Here is a 15,218-nt window from a genome sequence, read left to right as displayed (position 1 = left end):
TATCCGAGGAGGGATCTGGACTTCCCCTTTTTCTACCGAATAGTGGAAATGCCATAATTATTTTATGAATTCAGGATCTTGTTAATGTTTTTGTATAGGTCAGGTCTTCTTGCGGTGAAGTAGTCAAGCTTTGCTCGAGATGCTTCTAGTCCTCCAAGATCTATTTCATAGTTGAATGTTTGGTTCGGGGCTCGATCAAGTAAGATCATGACTTCACCATCGGGTGAGATTACGCAGGAACTACCATAGAAGTCGGCAGGATTTTCATTATCGATATAATTCTCATTGCCGCCCTTGTTGACAGCGACAACCCAGACTCCATTTTCAAGGGCACGTACTTGCAGCTCTTGAATGAACATCTTTGACCGGAGACCACTAGACGAGGCTAAAACGACCACTATATCAGCGCCGCGCAAGCGAAGTTCTCGCCAAGACTCTGGGAATGATCGATCATAACAGATTAGTATCCCGATAGTCGCTTCTTTTATATTCCACAAGACAAAACGATCGCCGGGTGAGAAATAAAAGCTTTCCATTCCTCGAGTCTTACCATGGCATATGTTAGGAATGTGGGTTTTGCTATAGCTTTCGCCTAAACCTCCGTTCGGTTTTGCAAGAACAGCAGTATTGAAATATTTTCCGTCTAATTCTTGGAATATACTTCCAGTAACATGGCAGCCCCCTTCCTTGGCTAGTTGGTTTAATGCTTGTGTAGTGGCGCTCGGGATTTTTTCTGCAAGATCTAGCCATTTCTTATCTTTTTCCAGTGCTATGTAGGGGGTTGATATTAATTCTGGAAAAATTAGAAGATCTGTTTCTTGCGATATTGCTTTTCTTCCTTGCTCCAAAAGCATTCTGATTTGTTCATTTTTGCTTCCCGTATAAGGTCCAGTTTGCACCGCAGTTATTTTCAATTTAGTTCCTTTGGGCTGATGTATTTTTTCATTTCAGTAGGGGTTTATATATCTAAGCGTAGTACCGTGCCTGCTGATTTATTGAGACCGCCCTCCCCATTTTTTATCAGGATATCTTCACATAAATATAATTGTTATGTTATTTCGCGAAGAAGGGCACGGTAAGTGGCTGCTTTGTCCATGTAGTGTTCAGCATTGGCTTCGAGAAATTCTCGGCGTTCCTGCTCGCCAACCTGGCGAATGACCCGCGCCGGTGAGCCGATGGCGAGTGAGCCATCAGGAATCTCCTGTCCTTCAGTGATCAGCGCATTTGCTCCAATGATGCAATGGTGGCCTATATGGGCGCCATTGAGTACTACCGCCTGAATGCCAATAAGACTGTGATCGTCGACCGTGCAGCCATGCAGCATCGCCTGATGGCCAACCGTCACGCCCTCGCCCAGCGTCAATGGCTGACCAGGGTCAGTGTGCAGGACTGCACTATCCTGAACATTGCTACGCGCTCCGATAATGATCCATTCGTTGTCACCGCGAAGTACCGCCTTGAACCAGATACTGGCGTGGGCAGCAAGTTGTACTTGTCCGATTACGTTAGCATCGGGGGCAATCCAGCTGTCGGGATCGATGTTGGGAGTGCGTTCGCCTAAGCTGTAGATCATCGTTTTCCTTTTCCCAGCCACTAGCGTTATTTGAATAGGCCGGCTGTGGCGAAACCGCCATCGACAGCCAGTACTTGCCCGTTGATGTATCCCGACTCGTCGGAGAGCAGGAATGCTACCGCCGAGGCGACTTCGTTGGGTGTGCCGTAGCGCTTCATGGGTACCCGGGAATGCCACTGTTCGCGCACCTCTGGCGTATGCATGGCTTGCGCCAGTGGTGTGTCGATTGGCCCAGGTGCTACGGCGTTGACACGAATGCCGGCATCGCCGAGCTCGTTGGCCATCACTAGGGTTAGTGCATTTTGGCCAGCTTTGGCGGCTCCGTAGGCGCTACGGCCTTTATTCCCGCGCATGCCCGATACTGATGAGATATTGACTATTCGGCCTGGATATCCCTCATTAAGCCAATAGCGCGCCATAGTCCTCGAAACGATGAAAGTGCCGACGAGATTGACATCGATGATTTTACGGAAACCATCCACTTCCATGTCGGCCGTCAGGCAGTCCATACCAATACCGGCGCAATTAACGACACCGCTGAGTGTATGGCGGGCTGCTGCGGTACGTACCGCTGCCTCGACCGAGGCTTCATTGGCGATGTCGCAAGCCTGAGTATCGCCACTGTTGAGCCCCAGTTCTCGACACGCATCGGTGAGCTTCTCGGCAGAGAGGTCGAGCAGAAAGACAGTGATGTCACGTGCCAGCAGTGTGCGCGCCACAGCGAAACCAATACCGGATGCTCCGCCGGTGACGAGTATTGCGGGTTGGGAAGTGTTGTTCATAGCAAGCTCTCCTGAGGGCTCACCATACGAAGATGGCGAGCACAAGGGTCAAGTCGCATCTGGTGTGTCCGGCAACCACTCTTCCAAGGTGACTTCGAACGTCATGCAGACTGGGTTCCAGCCCGGTAGGAAAGGGCCGCCATGGATATTTCCTTCGGGATCGGCGACGATCCCAGCAAGCGACGCCATCAGCGTACCGTCCTCGCCGGAACGAACTTCACCGGCAATGCTGACAACTTCGACGGCGGGGCCCGAGACTTGTTGATAGCCTCCGTCGCGGCCCCCCAGGCTGGCATCGATCAAACTGCCCAGTCCTCCGCGAACGAAGGCGTTCTGAAACCCTTCGGCCAGGCACATCTTCTCTACGCCTTGAACTAGGTCCTCGTTAGGCGCAATTCGAGCATAAGCCACTCGGCCCATGCGTCCCGATTCGGTGGTAATTATTTGGCCAGGGGACTGTGGTGTAGGGGTCTGGTTGGTCATGTCATGACTCCTTGTAGGGCTTGAGCAGCGGTATGTTGGTCTCGTTATCGAAAGCTTGGCGGAGTTCGAACCCTTCGAGTGCGGTCACAAGTACAGTGATTGGTGTGTTACCGATCACGGACGTCTGAGGCACGATATGGCCACCCTTAACCTGCCCTGACTCGGTACGTAAAGTAGCGTGACAATGAACCAGTGGCCGCCCGTTCATGTCCTTGCCGATAGTGGCGTTGCCAAACACCATGAAGGCCGCACCGGCATCAATCGGCTTGGAGTATGCAATCATGGCATTACCGGAAGGATCGGGCGGAGCCACGCAGTACTCCAAGTGTTCGAAATGGCCACCGAGGATTGTTGTGGATGCGCTGGTGACGTTGATGTCACGCAAGGGCTCGACCAGAGCCTCGTAGAGGGAACGCCCAGGAGCGAGTACTAGGCGAATATGGTGGCCGCTCTGATGGTGCATGCTTTGTATGCGGACTGGACTGAAGCGTCCGGTATGACGCAGCATGCGCGGGTGATGATAGCTGGACTGAGTGTTACGGGTCATGACAGTTTCTCCCGTTCTTCGATCGCTTGCTTAATGATCTTCTTGGTGATTTTGCCATAGTTGGATTTGGGTAAGTCATCGAAGAAGTGATAACGGTGGGGCACCTTGTAGCCTGAGACCTTGGTCTTAATCCATTTGCGCAATGTCTCGGCATCGAGCGTCTTTCCCTCGACGGGAACGATTGCGGCGACTCCTACTTCGCCCCAGTGATTATCCGGCATGCCAATGATTGCCACCTCTCGAATGCCAGGGTGGGTCAGCATTTTTTCTTCAATCTCGCGTGGGTAAATGTTGGAACCACCGGAAATGAACATGTCAGAGGCTCTGCCGGTGATATATAAGAAACCTTCGTCGTCGATGTGGCCTAGATCGCCAGTGCGGAACCAGCCATCGCGAAACGATTTTTCGTTGGCTTCGGGGTTTGCGTAGTAACCGGCGAATACCCCTAGGCCGCAGACACAGATCTCGCCAGTCTCGGAGGGTGCGAGTTCGTTGCCGGCATCATCTTGGATGGATACTTGCATGGCGGTACGATCATAACCGCAAGTACCGGTTTTCATCTCGTCGTCGCTAGCACTATGCAGAACAGGTGGCAGCACGGTGATGTTGCCGGTAACCTCACCCAGCCCGTAGTACTGAACCAGAACGTTGCCGAGCTTCTCGAGGGCGAATTTCTGGTCGGCTCGGTACATTGGCGCGCCAGCATAAATTATGTAGCGCAGCGATGAGCGATCGTAGTGGTCGACTGCCGGATCCTCGACCAGCATCTTGACGATGGTAGGAACGGTGAAAATGTTAGTTATACGGTGGTGCTCGATGAGTTGCCAAATTTCATCCGCATTGAAACCACTTTCACTGGGTAGAACCGTCTTTACGCCGCGTGCGAGCTGCGGCAGATAATGAATGCCCGACCCATGGGAAAGTGGTGCGATCACTAGACTGGCGTCGGTGGCGTGATCGGTTCCCGGCATTAAATCGCATAGGTGATTGGTGGTAACGAAGCCCATCTGCCCATGAGTCAGTACCGCAGCCTTGGAACGGCCCGTAGTTCCTGATGTGAAAAAGAACCAGCAGGGATCATCGTGTTGAACATCGGCGTTGTGGCACGCCTGCCCCTCGTGCTCGCGTAAAAAGCTTTCGTAATCGACGTCGCCAAAGCTGCCTTCCCCAATACGGACGGTGAATGCTAAAGACGGGCTGGCCTCAAACATGGCGTTACAATGATCCTCGAACTCAGCGCCGATGATTAGTACCCGGGCGGCGGTCAATTCCGCCAGCCATTTGGACTCATCCGGCGAAATACGGAAATTGGCGGGGGCCCATACCGCACCGAGTCGGAAGGCAGCAAGTTGTGTCTCAATCATCTCGAAGCCATTGCGGCTGTGGACGAGAATCCGGTCACCTTTTTTAATACCCTGGGCGCGCAAAGCCAATGTAAGTGCGCTGACGCGCTGATCCAGCGATTGCCAGGTGAGGGTGTTATTTCCCATTACGAGTGCGTCCTCGTGCGGGAAACGACGTGCCGCCTGGGTTAGAAAGTTGGCGAGGTTCATTACTCGCGTGCTGACTGGGACAAGACCGCCGGCTGGTGCTTCCATCGGCTTACTCATTTGCTGCGCTCCATGATGCTGACATAGTTGGCGACAGCCGCGCCGCCCATGTTGAATACACCCGCAAGCCGGGCACCAGGGATTTGCATGTCGCCTGCTTCGCCCATTAGTTGCAGACAGGCCATAACATGCATCGATACGCCGGTTGCACCGACGGGATGCCCCTTAGCTTTGAGGCCACCGGAAGGATTAATTGGTAGCCGGCCATCCTTGTAAGTCCAGCCCTCTCGAATAGCGCGGTGTCCCTCGCCCGGTGGTACCAGACCCATTGCCTCGTATTCGATTAGTTCGGCGATAGTGAAACAGTCATGCGTCTCGACGAGGTCGAGATCGTTGAGCCTGACGCCAGCAGACTTTAGCGCCGAATCCCAGGCGTGTCTGGCACCAGCAAATGCCAGCGGATCGCGGTGGCTGAGTGGCATGATGTCGTTGGCATGAGTGCGTGCCCGGAAGGATATGGAACGTTCCATTGCGTCGGCGGTAGCCTCGTCAGCGAGAACGAGCGCCGCTGCTCCATCGGAAATCATCGAGCAGTCCGTGCGTCTCAGCGGATCAGCGATGAGGGGGTTCTTGTCGCTGATGGTGTTGCAGAATTCGATGCCTAGGTCTTTGCGTACGTGAGCATAGGGGTTGGATACGCCATTTTTATGATTCTTGGCGGCTATCAATGCCAACTCTTCGCGCCGATCACCATAGCGCTTGAAGTATTCCTCGGCGATGCGGCCAAAGACGCCAGGGAAGCCCCCTTCGGTTATCTCTTCCTTGCGGTAACTTGCCCCCAGTAGCAAATCGCCCACTTCATGGGTAGGGGTGCTAGTCATTTTCTCTACGCCCACCACAAGAGCGATACGGCCGCGTCCTGATTCTATGAAGTCCATCGCGGCATGCAAAGCTGCAGAGCCGGTTGCACAGGCATTCTCAAGGCGTGTCGCTGGCGTGTAAGCCAAAGCCGGTTCGTTCAGCGCCACGAGGCCGGCCTGAAAATCCTGCTTGGAGAAGCCGTTATTCATGACACCCAAATAAATACCGTCGACATCTCCAGCGGGTACTTCGGCATGCTTAAGAGCACCGCTGGTGACCTGGGCGATCATCGCTTCGGTATCGGGTTCTTCCCGCTTACCGAAGGGTAGGTGCGACCAACCGACAATTCTCGACTTGCTTGACATTCAAAACCTCCATTCCGCATAGTGGAAAATGAGTTTTTATATAGATCAACATATTTCAGGGATTCAGACGTATCAATGCTTGAGGGCGAAAAATCGACCAATATACTAGGCCATATTGTGGAATAAATAGGTGTTGCGATGTCATCAGTGAAGGGAGCCCAGTCAATTTCTCGTACGCTTCAGGTCTTGCGCGTTATCGCCGGTGGACTAGGGGAGGGCGTCAAGCTGTCCTGGATCACTCGGCGTACCGGTCTCGCCAAGCCGACGGCTCATCGGCTGCTTCAGGCCTTGCTCGCCGAAGGCATGGTCGAGAAGTCCGAAAGCGAGGGCTATTTTTTGGGGCCGGAGTGCTATGTGCTTGGGGTGATTGCCGATCAGCGTTATGGGTTGAGCCATATCGCGTCGGAGCCGGTGGCTCGGATTGCTGCCGAGTGTGGTGATAGTGCTTTTTTCTCGATCCGAAGCGAGTGGCACTCACTCTGCCTGGTTCGCAAGGACGGCAACTATCCCATCAAGACGCATGTTCTACAGCCGGGCACCCGGTTGCCGCTGGGGGTGGGCGGGGGAGGCATTGCCATGCTGTCGGCGCTTGGCGACGATGAAGTAGAGCAGTGCCTAGTGGCAAATGCCGAGGAATGTGCCGAACACTATCCCCATGACCAGCGGGCCGACCAATTGAGACGCATAGCCGAGTGTCGAGAACTCGGCTATGGCATCAACCGAGGGTCGGTGGTCGCCGTTTCATGGGGAATTGGTGCCGTCGTCCGTGATCCCCGGGGCGAGGTCCTGGGCACTTTGAGCATCGCGGCCATCGAGAGCCGGCTGCAGCCAGAGCGCCAGCAAGTGCTGGGCCCACAATTAGTGCGCGAGGCCGCCGCTTTGGAGCGCAAGATCCAAGAAGCACAGCGTATGCGCCAGTAACAGTGAGTGGGCTGTTTACACGTTGGTGGCACCCAGCGAGAGGCCGCCATCCACAACCAGCCGAGTACCGGTGATATAGCGCGACATATCGGAGGCAAGGAAAAGCGAGGCATGAGCCACATCCCAGGCATTGCCCATGAAGCCCATGGGGCACTGACGGTTGCGCTTTTCGCGCATTTGCTCGATATCACCGCCATAGGCATCGGTCAACGGTGAGTAGATCATTGGTGTGTCCAATAGCCCGGGCAGGATGCAGTTGGCCCGAATGCCATGAGGGGCGTATTCCGCCGCCAGGTTTTCAGTGAATGCTAGAATGGCGGCCTTGGAAGTGGCATATGCCGAATAGGCGAAGCCGATCCAGCGTAGAGCCGCGATGGACGAAATGTTTACGATGTTGCCGCCACGCTGGCGAGTCATGACCGGCAAGACATGCTTGCAGGTCAGGAAGACGCCGGTCTGATTGATGCGAGTCAACCGTTCCCAGTCGTCTTCGCTGGTTTCTACCGGACCTCCCGTCATGGAGATTCCAACATTGTTGTGCAGTACATCGATACCTTCGTAATGGTCCATGGCTGCTTCCACCAGGCGCACCACATCTTCGGAGTGGGTTATGTCAGCGGCGACCGCTTCACAAATGCCACCCTCATCCCGAATGAGGCGTTGCGTCTCTTCTGCAGCGGCCATGTCCCGGTCAACGGCTACTACTCGGGCTCCTTCTCGGGCATACAGCACCGCAGCCGCTTTACCATTGCCCCACCCTTCACCACAGGAGCCAGCACCAACCACGACAACTCGCTTGTCTTGCATTAAGTCTTTCATTAAATTCTCCTTGAAGAGTCGGCAGCCTACGACTGCCGACTGCATATTTTTTATTAAAATAGTCGGTAGAAATTACTGGGATTGACGGACTCCCTCAATTGTGTTCTGGAAAGTGTTTACTAAAGGCATGCCAATTTCTTTCGCCCACTTATCAAAAGAGTCTTGAGTGGCCTGCCGAAATTTTTTCATTTCTGATTCGCTAGGGTTGTATATTTTCATTCCCTTTTCTTTAAGAAATTTGACCCCATTAGCTGTCTGCTTCCGAGTGAGCTGTTTTTGATAACTCATTGCCTGTTGCGCAGCTTGCCGCATTGTAGTCTGCATTTCTTTGTCCCAAGAATTCCACAGTTTTTTACTGACCGCCAAGAAAGCAGGGTCGTAAGAATAATGCCAAGTGGTGAGGTAATCCTGAACTTCATAAATTCGCTGCGGTATGATGACTGCCCCGATAGGGTTCTCCTGGCCGTCAACTACACCTTGCTGTAGTGCTGCGAAAGTCTCAGTCCATTGAATCTGCTGTGGATTAGCTCCCAGTTCATCCATGATGTCGATAAACATAGGGCCAGCCACTCGAATTTTTAGACCGTTCAGGTCGTCGGGTGTCTTGACCGGGTGGACGCTGTTGGTCAGCTCGCGAAAGCCACTCTCCCCCCATCCAAGTACGACCAGCCCCTGCTGGGCCATGATCTCCTCCATCTTTTCCGCTGGCTTACCGTCCAAGGTTGCGTCAACCTCCTCATAATTGCTATAGAGATAGGGTAGTGAGAAAACTGACATTTCAGAAATTAATGGGGATACGGATATAGCCGATGAGAGCAAGAAGTCTATATCACCACGGCTTACCATTTCCGCCTGCTTCAATTGATTGCCTCCGGCTAGTACCGCATTACCGAAGACTTTAACCTTCGTGTTACCCCCGGTGGCATCTTCAACCAGCTTAGCAAACCTTTCAGCACCTTTATTACGGCTCGTCGAATCGCTCGTTTCACTGGAGAGCCTTAGCGTTTCTGCCTGGGCCACTCCCACTGTAGTAGCGACCATGAACAGGCTTGCGAACACAATATTAAGACCATCCCTGAATTTCATTAGCCACCCCATATGCTAGATGTTAGTCACTCAATAATTTAATTGGCATAAATAAAATGATCTTAACTTCCGCGCCGGGCAATGCTACTTTAGTATGTCATTCCATGATATAGAACAATACGCAGGGGCTGAAGGTAACCTCAGTGCTTTCCTAAAGCGATATCGGAAATAAGTATGCATCATGCTTTCATGGTAAGGTATTGATAAATATAGTTTTTATAAAAAATTTAAAATTTTAATTTACCACTAAAACCATTGTCTAATGGCCGGTGCGATGATGAAAAACCATAGTTTTGGGGGAGCAACATAAATCATCCACAAAGTGGAACAAAATTCAGCTGTGGCGACACTACAAGAGGTGCACCTATGCAATCGAAGCGGCTACTCTCACTATTTTTTTCCATCACGGCCTTAGTCTTTTCTGCCGTATCACAAGCTGATACCTATAGACTTACACACAATACGTCCAATGCCACAACTTGGCAGCAGGGAGCTGAAAAATTCAGAGAAATTCTGAATGAGAAATCGGGTGGCGAGTTTGCCATCAAGATATTTCCTAATGCCGTTCTGGCAGGTGGAGATCAGATGAAGCAAGCTCAGATGGTTGGTCGTGGCGACATTGATTTTGTGGTTACCTCGGCAATTAACGTTACACCTTTGATTCCTGAAATGGCTGTGTTTTCACTCCCCTACCTATTTTCGAACTATAAACAGGTGGATGCTGCCATTCAGGGCGAGCCAGGTGAAAAGATGAAGGCCATCGCTGAAAAGCATGGGATCAAAATTTTAGCCTGGGGGGAAAATGGCTTTCGTGAGCTGACCAATAGTGTTAAGCCAGTCGAGACCCCCGATGACCTGAATGGCATGAAAATTCGTGTTGCCGGTCCAATGTACATCGACGTTTTCGACGCCCTTGGTGCCAACCCACAGCAGATACAGTGGACCGAGACCTTCTCCGCTTTGCAGCAGGGCGTAGTTGACGGTCAAGAAAACCCTATTGGCTCGATTATCGTACCACAGCGGATCTATGAGGTTCAGGATTACCTGACTATGTGGCATTACTCATACGATCCTATATTCATTGGCGTAAGCAAACAGCTTTGGAAGAATTGGGACGAAAAAACTCGCACCATGGTGCAGAATGCTGCAAGCCAAGCTATGCAGTACCAGATTGAGCTATCCAGGGAGAAGACAAAATCTGGCATAGATACGCTCAAGAAACATGGTATGAAGATTACTACCCTCTCGGAAGAGCAACTACAAGCCTTCCGTGATGCTACCCGACCAGTCTATGAAAGCTGGGCTAAGAAGGTTGGGGAGGATCTCGTTCAGTCATTTGAAGAAGCTGTCGGTAAAGTAGCAGATCAACAATAATGCTACAGGCTAGGAGCCTAGGAGGGTTTTCGAAATGATAAAGATACTTTTGCGCCACTTCGAGGAGGTTATCTGCGGCATTGTCTTTCTTTGCATGACCCTCTTAGGCTTCGCCAATGTGGTGGCGCGCAATCTTACCAACTTTTCGCTGGCCTCGACTCAAGAGCTGATTATTCATGGCTTGGTGGTACTGACTGTATTCGGTGCAGCTATCGCCGCCAAGCATGGCCAACACCTAGCGGTGACTGTGCTTTACGACAATGTCCCCCGCGCCTTCAAGCGGGCTTTGGTAGTGGTTTCGATATCACTAGTAGTCGTAACTCTGATGTTATGTTGCTTTTTTACTTATAAACTGCTTATGCATCAATACGCCAGCGGCGTTGTTTCCAGTGCTCTGCAAATTCCTAAATGGTACTACACACTGGTCATACCCTTCGGGTTTGTGATGCTCCTTATCCGTCAGGTTGAGCTAGCGGTGGTCGAGTTTCAACAGCTGGGGGCAAGTTAATAATGATGGAAATATCGACCGGTACGCAGATGGTTGTACTGTTCTTTGTCTTCGTTCTTTTACGCGTTCCTGTCGCTTTTAGCCTTTCGCTATCGGCTATGTATGCCATGTATCAGATGGGGTTCGGGCTGGACATGGTAGGTGACTTGATCGTTACGGGCATTGCCAAGTACTCACTATTAGCCATCCCTTTCTTTATCTTAGCAGGCAATATTATGGGGGTTACTGGTATTGCCAGTAAAATGATTAACTTCTTTCGCGTCTTGGTGGGTGGCTTGCCCGGTGGCATGGGACTGGTAGGAACAGTGGTATGCTTGTTCTGGGGGGCGGTCAGTGGTTCTGGTCCAGCCTCGGTGGCGGCTATTGGCCCCCTTATCATACGAGGTATGGTTGCTGATGGCTATTCGCGCCCGTTCGCTGCCGGCTTAGTCTGTACCGGTGCGGCCCTGTCGCTTATCATTCCGCCGTCCATCGGACTAGTCATCTATGGCATTCTTGCCCAAACTTCGATCTCTGATCTTTTTTTGGCTTCGATCGTTCCCGGCTTGATGCTAGGCTGCCTGATGCTATGCGCTCTGCCGTTTGCCAAGCTATTACCTCTCCGCGATGCTGATTATCCCGACGACCAAGAAGCTATTAACCTATATGAACGCTCCGAAGCCGATAGTACTCTCTGCTATAGTCAACGTCTGGCTCGCGCCTTCAAGGATTCGTTTTGGGGTCTACTGACGCCTGTGGTGATTCTCGGCGGTATATACGGTGGAGTGTTTACGCCCACTGAAGCTGCGACTGTCGCTACCGTCTACGCCATGTTTGTAGGATTTGTTGTTTATCGCTCGCTGAGCATCAAGGCGCTTTTCACTTGCGTAGTTGACTCGGCAAGTTCTTCGGCAGTAGTTATGCTGGTGGTGGCCTTCGCTAGTCTTTTTGGCTGGGTGGTAGTGGTTGACGGCTTAGTAAGCAACTATTCAGACGCACTGCTAAACATAAGTGACAGCACTTGGGCGGTCGTACTGGTGATGATGCTTATTTTGCTGCTGACGGGGATGTTCATGGATGCGATTACTATCATGTTCATTACTCTGCCAATTTTCTTGCCAGTAATCAATAGTCTTGGTCTTGATCCAACCTGGTTCGGTGTCGCTTTGATGACAGCATTGTCGATCGGTTTGATTACACCCCCAGTAGGCATCAATCTATTCGTCGCTGCAAATATTACCCAACTGCCTATCGGCAAGATCGCTTTGGGAGTACTGCCTTTCTTAGTAGTGTCGTTGGTCGGCCTTCTAGTCATTACTTATGTGCCGAGTATCTCTCTTTTCCTGCTATAGGCTAGAAAAGCATAGGGGTGTGGGAAATAATTAAAAAATTAGACGATAGCACGTTTTATATTTCTGCTCGCTGTAAGGTTTTGAGGGAGAAGCAGAAGTTATGGTAAAGGCATGCCTTGCGCAATTTGTTATTTTTGTTCGCTAATGACCAGGAAGTGATTGGCAATGTCTATCTACAAACAGTCACTTGAGAGACAACCATCTATCCGCGAAAAGCCACTAGAGTTTGTTCGTAGACTAGAGGAGATCGTCGGTAAGCCACAAGTTCTTAAGGGAGAGGATAAAACTCGGCGCTACCGCACCGGTTTTCGCTTCGGCAGTGGGCGAGCGTTAGCCGTGGTTAGGCCAAGATCACTACTAGAGCAGTGGCGAGTACTAAAAGCTTGTCTGGAATCCGATTGTATTGTGATCACTCAAGCGGCCAATACCGGATTGACTGGTGGGTCGACACCGGATGGTGATGATTACGATCGTGATATTGTAATTATCAATACTATGCGGCTGAAAATAATTCAACCAATAGAAGGTGGCCGACAAGTAATTTGCTTACCAGGAGCTACGCTGGATCAGTTGGAAAAGCTACTGGCTCCTATGGGACGAGAACCGCACTCGGTGATTGGCTCATCTTGTATCGGGGCTTCGGTGTTTGGCGGCGTGTGTAATAATTCTGGTGGCTCTCTCGTTAAACGAGGCCCCGCTTATACCGAGTTGGCACTTTATGCTCGGCTCAATAGCGATGGATGTCTAGAGCTGGTCAACCATCTTGGCATCAAGCTGGGGGAAAAGCCCGAGCAGATTCTCAAGAGCCTCCAGAACGGTGATTACAGCGCTCATGATATAGAAGCTTCAGGTGGGCGCGCCGCCTCTGATCGCGACTATATCAGACATGTTCGTGATATCCATGCCGACACTCCGGCTCGTTTCAACGCCGATCCAAGAAGACTCAACGAAGCTGCAGGTTCAGCGGGACGACTGATGGTGTTCGCCCTGCGCCTGGATACCTTCCCAATGGAGAAGAATCCTAAGGTCTTTTATATTGGCACCAATCATACCACAGTGCTAACCGGTCTGCGTCGACGCATTCTAACAGAATTTGAGATATTACCTATTGCGGGTGAGTATATGCATCGCGATGCTTACGATATCGCGAAGTATTATGGAAAAGATACTTTTCTGACCATTCAACACTTAGGCACGCATCGGTTGCCAACGATATGGGAACGCAAGGGTCGCTTTGACGATTTCTGCACTCGCGTGCGATTTCTTCCCGCCAATGCTTCGGATCGAATAATGCAGAAGTTTAGCCGATTATTTCCCGAGCATTTACCAAAAAGAATGGACGAATACCGTGACAGCTTTGAGCACCACCTGATGCTCAAGGTGTGTGAGGAAAATGTCGATCGCACACGCAAGTTGCTCGACAATTTCTTCATCGATCATGAAGGAAGCTATTTCGAATGTAGTGACGAAGAAGGAAAAAAAGCTTTTCTGCATCGTTTCGCTGCCGCTGGAGCAGCTGGGCGCTATCGTGTTATCCATGATGACGAGGTGGAGGATATTGTTGCCTTGGATGTTGCACTCAGGCGCAACGAGCGTGAGTGGATGGAGACGTTGCCTCACGAAGTCGATAAAAAATTACTGCACAAGCTCTACTATGGCCACTTCCTTTGTCACGTAATACACCAGGATTACATTGTAAGGAAGGGAGTTGACTGCCTCGAATTGGAATACCGTATGTGGGCACAGCTGGATGAACGCGGAGCGGAGTACCCTGCCGAGCACAACGTGGGCCATCTTTACATGGCGAAGCCAGTATTGCGCGATTTTTATCGTCAACTCGATCCATGTAATTATTTCAATCCGGGCATAGGAAAAACTAGTAAGAAAAGGTTTTGGGATGGCAGGCGTAGGCTCTAAAATGTTGTCTCTCCATATATAACTGGTTATTCATAATTAATCGTGTATTTCGCTCCGTAGCTACTGAGTAGACGGTGTACCTCATCACAGAGGCGATCAAATGAGAGGTAGGTGTTCAAGGGCAGCCAGGCGTACTTCATTCGCCGCCACAGAATTTCGTTAAGGTTCAATTCTGGCAAGTAGGCCGATAGATATACGAGATGCACGCGATGTGCTATCCACTCCAGTATCTTGCGCTTGAAGGCCTTGGAACGATGCATGCGGGCATTATCGAGCACCACGATGGCGAAGGTATCGGGATGCTTCTGGGCGACAAACTGATCAAATGCTTCAATCACGGCCTCCGTGGTCACCGTATGGGGGCGGTGCGATAAATCAGCTTGCCGGCTCGGAGAGATGGTATCTAGGAACCCCAGCACATTCAGTCGTCGGCTATGTGAGTACACCGTCACTTCCTCTTCCCGTTCATGTAACGCCTTCAGGAGGCCCTGTGTGTTGCGAAAATCGGTTTTGTCACGCCGTTTCCGCAGCGAGTGCTGTATACGCTTGAAGCTATGGCGATTTTTTCAACACGCGGAGGTGACCGTGCTGATCGTCTTGCCGGTCTCTTCCTGTAGTCAAGCCTGCAAAGATCGAATCTGATGAGGATGCTCAGCGACCAGTTCTTACAGTCGCTCGTGGTTGTGTTTGTCGAGGATCGGCGTCCGCCCACTGCGCGGCTTGTCGATCAGCCCGTCGAGACCCGACACTTCCCACTGTTTGAGCCATCGTGAGACAGCATCGCGGCGAACCTGCAGTATCTCACTGATCTGGTTGATGGCATGCGTACGCCGACGTAAGGCGCGCTTCTCACCATGCTGATAGGTCGGTGTCTGCTGTTCAGCGTCAGTGAGAGGGGTAACCAAGCGTCTGACCATGATTTCATCCGTGTCAGAGATCCTGACATGGATAGCACACGAAAATTTACGTTCAAGCACTTACCGCAACCCCTTATAAAATGGTTTATGACCTATATTTGGTTTACGTCTTCCACGGGGCTCCTGAAGATCGTCGAAAATCACTCGACTGTGCTAATGTCATGTTACACGGCATGGGGGCCAT

The 15,218-nt window shown here is 51.3% G+C and carries 16 protein-coding genes; 5 read left to right on the top strand and 11 right to left on the bottom strand.

All coding sequences use genetic code 11. The features are described 5' to 3' along the window. Nucleotides 1–62 precede the first annotated feature (62 nt). The 7 genes from RVY79_RS03095 to RVY79_RS03065 all read right to left on the bottom strand — a co-directional run bounded on the left by RVY79_RS03095 (nt 63) and on the right by RVY79_RS03065 (nt 6,161). Nucleotides 63–914, bottom strand: coding sequence for a carbon-nitrogen hydrolase family protein (locus RVY79_RS03095; protein WP_317462553.1), 852 nt, complete (start codon nt 912–914; stop codon nt 63–65). Nucleotides 915–1,048: 134 nt separating this feature from the next. Beyond that, nucleotides 1,049–1,573, bottom strand: a complete 525-nt coding sequence (locus RVY79_RS03090) for a gamma carbonic anhydrase family protein (protein ID WP_317462552.1) — start codon at nt 1,571–1,573, stop codon at nt 1,049–1,051. Between the two features lie 26 nt (nt 1,574–1,599). Continuing rightward, nucleotides 1,600–2,355 (bottom strand): SDR family NAD(P)-dependent oxidoreductase, encoded by a 756-nt coding sequence (locus tag RVY79_RS03085; protein WP_317462551.1) that lies wholly within the window; start codon nt 2,353–2,355, stop codon nt 1,600–1,602. Nucleotides 2,356–2,403: 48 nt separating this feature from the next. Next, nucleotides 2,404–2,838 carry a DNA-binding protein gene (locus tag RVY79_RS03080; RefSeq protein WP_317462550.1) on the bottom strand — a complete coding sequence of 145 codons (435 nt, stop codon included), beginning with the start codon at nt 2,836–2,838 and terminating at the stop codon, nt 2,404–2,406. 1 nt (nt 2,839) lies between these two features. Further along, the gene (locus RVY79_RS03075) at nt 2,840–3,385 is read right to left on the bottom strand and encodes a PPC domain-containing DNA-binding protein (protein ID WP_317462549.1); all 546 of its coding nucleotides are present in this window, start codon (nt 3,383–3,385) and stop codon (nt 2,840–2,842) included. Continuing rightward, the gene (locus RVY79_RS03070; protein ID WP_317462548.1) at nt 3,382–4,995 is read right to left on the bottom strand and encodes an acyl-CoA synthetase; all 1,614 of its coding nucleotides are present in this window, start codon (nt 4,993–4,995) and stop codon (nt 3,382–3,384) included. Before RVY79_RS03070 ends, RVY79_RS03075 begins: the two co-directional genes overlap by 4 nt. Further along, complete coding sequence (locus RVY79_RS03065) at nt 4,992–6,161, bottom strand: acetyl-CoA acetyltransferase (RefSeq protein WP_317462547.1); 1,170 nt, start codon at nt 6,159–6,161, stop codon at nt 4,992–4,994. Before RVY79_RS03065 ends, RVY79_RS03070 begins: the two co-directional genes overlap by 4 nt. A 138-nt stretch (nt 6,162–6,299) precedes the next feature. Between RVY79_RS03065 and RVY79_RS03060 the strand changes: the two genes are divergently transcribed. Beyond that, complete coding sequence (locus tag RVY79_RS03060; RefSeq protein WP_317462546.1) at nt 6,300–7,082, top strand: IclR family transcriptional regulator; 783 nt, start codon at nt 6,300–6,302, stop codon at nt 7,080–7,082. A gap of 15 nt (nt 7,083–7,097) precedes the next feature. On the opposite strand, the gene RVY79_RS03055 is transcribed toward RVY79_RS03060, so the two are convergent. Next, nucleotides 7,098–7,901, bottom strand: a complete 804-nt coding sequence (locus tag RVY79_RS03055; RefSeq protein WP_317462545.1) for an SDR family NAD(P)-dependent oxidoreductase — start codon at nt 7,899–7,901, stop codon at nt 7,098–7,100. Between the two features lie 72 nt (nt 7,902–7,973). Further along, nucleotides 7,974–8,987 carry a DctP family TRAP transporter solute-binding subunit gene (locus tag RVY79_RS03050; RefSeq protein WP_317462544.1) on the bottom strand — a complete coding sequence of 338 codons (1,014 nt, stop codon included), beginning with the start codon at nt 8,985–8,987 and terminating at the stop codon, nt 7,974–7,976. Nucleotides 8,988–9,353: 366 nt separating this feature from the next. Here RVY79_RS03050 and RVY79_RS03045 point away from each other — a divergent pair, with 366 nt between their 5' ends. The 4 genes from RVY79_RS03045 (at nt 9,354) to dld (ending at nt 14,117) form a co-directional block, all read left to right on the top strand. Further along, on the top strand, nt 9,354–10,361 hold the full coding sequence (locus RVY79_RS03045; RefSeq protein WP_317462543.1) for a DctP family TRAP transporter solute-binding subunit: 1,008 nt from the start codon (nt 9,354–9,356) through the stop codon (nt 10,359–10,361). Between the two features lie 34 nt (nt 10,362–10,395). Then, nucleotides 10,396–10,869 carry a TRAP transporter small permease gene (locus tag RVY79_RS03040; RefSeq protein ID WP_317462542.1) on the top strand — a complete coding sequence of 158 codons (474 nt, stop codon included), beginning with the start codon at nt 10,396–10,398 and terminating at the stop codon, nt 10,867–10,869. A gap of 2 nt (nt 10,870–10,871) precedes the next feature. Beyond that, nucleotides 10,872–12,200, top strand: coding sequence for a TRAP transporter large permease (locus RVY79_RS03035; protein ID WP_317462540.1), 1,329 nt, complete (start codon nt 10,872–10,874; stop codon nt 12,198–12,200). A gap of 165 nt (nt 12,201–12,365) precedes the next feature. Continuing rightward, nucleotides 12,366–14,117: a D-lactate dehydrogenase gene (dld, locus tag RVY79_RS03030; RefSeq protein ID WP_317462539.1), complete on the top strand. Its 1,752-nt coding sequence runs from the start codon at nt 12,366–12,368 to the stop codon at nt 14,115–14,117. Nucleotides 14,118–14,143: 26 nt separating this feature from the next. Here dld and RVY79_RS21995 read toward each other — a convergent pair whose 3' ends face one another. Beyond that, nucleotides 14,144–14,599 (bottom strand): transposase, encoded by a 456-nt coding sequence (locus RVY79_RS21995; protein WP_411161696.1) that lies wholly within the window; start codon nt 14,597–14,599, stop codon nt 14,144–14,146. A 183-nt stretch (nt 14,600–14,782) separates the two neighbouring features. Then, nucleotides 14,783–15,034, bottom strand: coding sequence for a helix-turn-helix domain-containing protein (locus tag RVY79_RS21990; RefSeq protein ID WP_411161694.1), 252 nt, complete (start codon nt 15,032–15,034; stop codon nt 14,783–14,785). Nucleotides 15,035–15,218 lie beyond the last annotated feature (184 nt).

This window comes from Chromohalobacter sp. HP20-39 (genome assembly GCF_033052815.1).
Classification (GTDB): domain Bacteria; phylum Pseudomonadota; class Gammaproteobacteria; order Pseudomonadales; family Halomonadaceae; genus Chromohalobacter.
This window is presented reverse-complemented; position numbering and strand designations above follow the sequence as displayed.

Excerpts from the sequence above, each read along its gene's own strand:
- RVY79_RS03055 (WP_317462545.1), bottom strand. The coding sequence starts at position 7,901 with ATGAAAGACTTAATGCAAGACAAGCGAGTTGTCGTGGTTGGTGCTGGC.
- RVY79_RS03075 (WP_317462549.1), bottom strand. The coding sequence starts at position 3,385 with ATGACCCGTAACACTCAGTCCAGCTATCATCACCCGCGCATGCTGCGT.
- RVY79_RS21990 (WP_411161694.1), bottom strand. The coding sequence starts at position 15,034 with ATGGTCAGACGCTTGGTTACCCCTCTCACTGACGCTGAACAGCAGACA.
- RVY79_RS03085 (WP_317462551.1), bottom strand. The coding sequence starts at position 2,355 with ATGAACAACACTTCCCAACCCGCAATACTCGTCACCGGCGGAGCATCC.
- RVY79_RS03035 (WP_317462540.1), top strand. The coding sequence starts at position 10,872 with ATGATGGAAATATCGACCGGTACGCAGATGGTTGTACTGTTCTTTGTC.
- RVY79_RS03070 (WP_317462548.1), bottom strand. The coding sequence starts at position 4,995 with ATGAGTAAGCCGATGGAAGCACCAGCCGGCGGTCTTGTCCCAGTCAGC.
- RVY79_RS03080 (WP_317462550.1), bottom strand. The coding sequence starts at position 2,838 with ATGACCAACCAGACCCCTACACCACAGTCCCCTGGCCAAATAATTACC.
- RVY79_RS03050 (WP_317462544.1), bottom strand. The coding sequence starts at position 8,987 with ATGAAATTCAGGGATGGTCTTAATATTGTGTTCGCAAGCCTGTTCATG.
- RVY79_RS03065 (WP_317462547.1), bottom strand. The coding sequence starts at position 6,161 with ATGTCAAGCAAGTCGAGAATTGTCGGTTGGTCGCACCTACCCTTCGGT.
- RVY79_RS03045 (WP_317462543.1), top strand. The coding sequence starts at position 9,354 with ATGCAATCGAAGCGGCTACTCTCACTATTTTTTTCCATCACGGCCTTA.
- RVY79_RS03060 (WP_317462546.1), top strand. The coding sequence starts at position 6,300 with ATGTCATCAGTGAAGGGAGCCCAGTCAATTTCTCGTACGCTTCAGGTC.
- RVY79_RS03090 (WP_317462552.1), bottom strand. The coding sequence starts at position 1,573 with ATGATCTACAGCTTAGGCGAACGCACTCCCAACATCGATCCCGACAGC.
- RVY79_RS03040 (WP_317462542.1), top strand. The coding sequence starts at position 10,396 with ATGATAAAGATACTTTTGCGCCACTTCGAGGAGGTTATCTGCGGCATT.
- dld (WP_317462539.1), top strand. The coding sequence starts at position 12,366 with ATGTCTATCTACAAACAGTCACTTGAGAGACAACCATCTATCCGCGAA.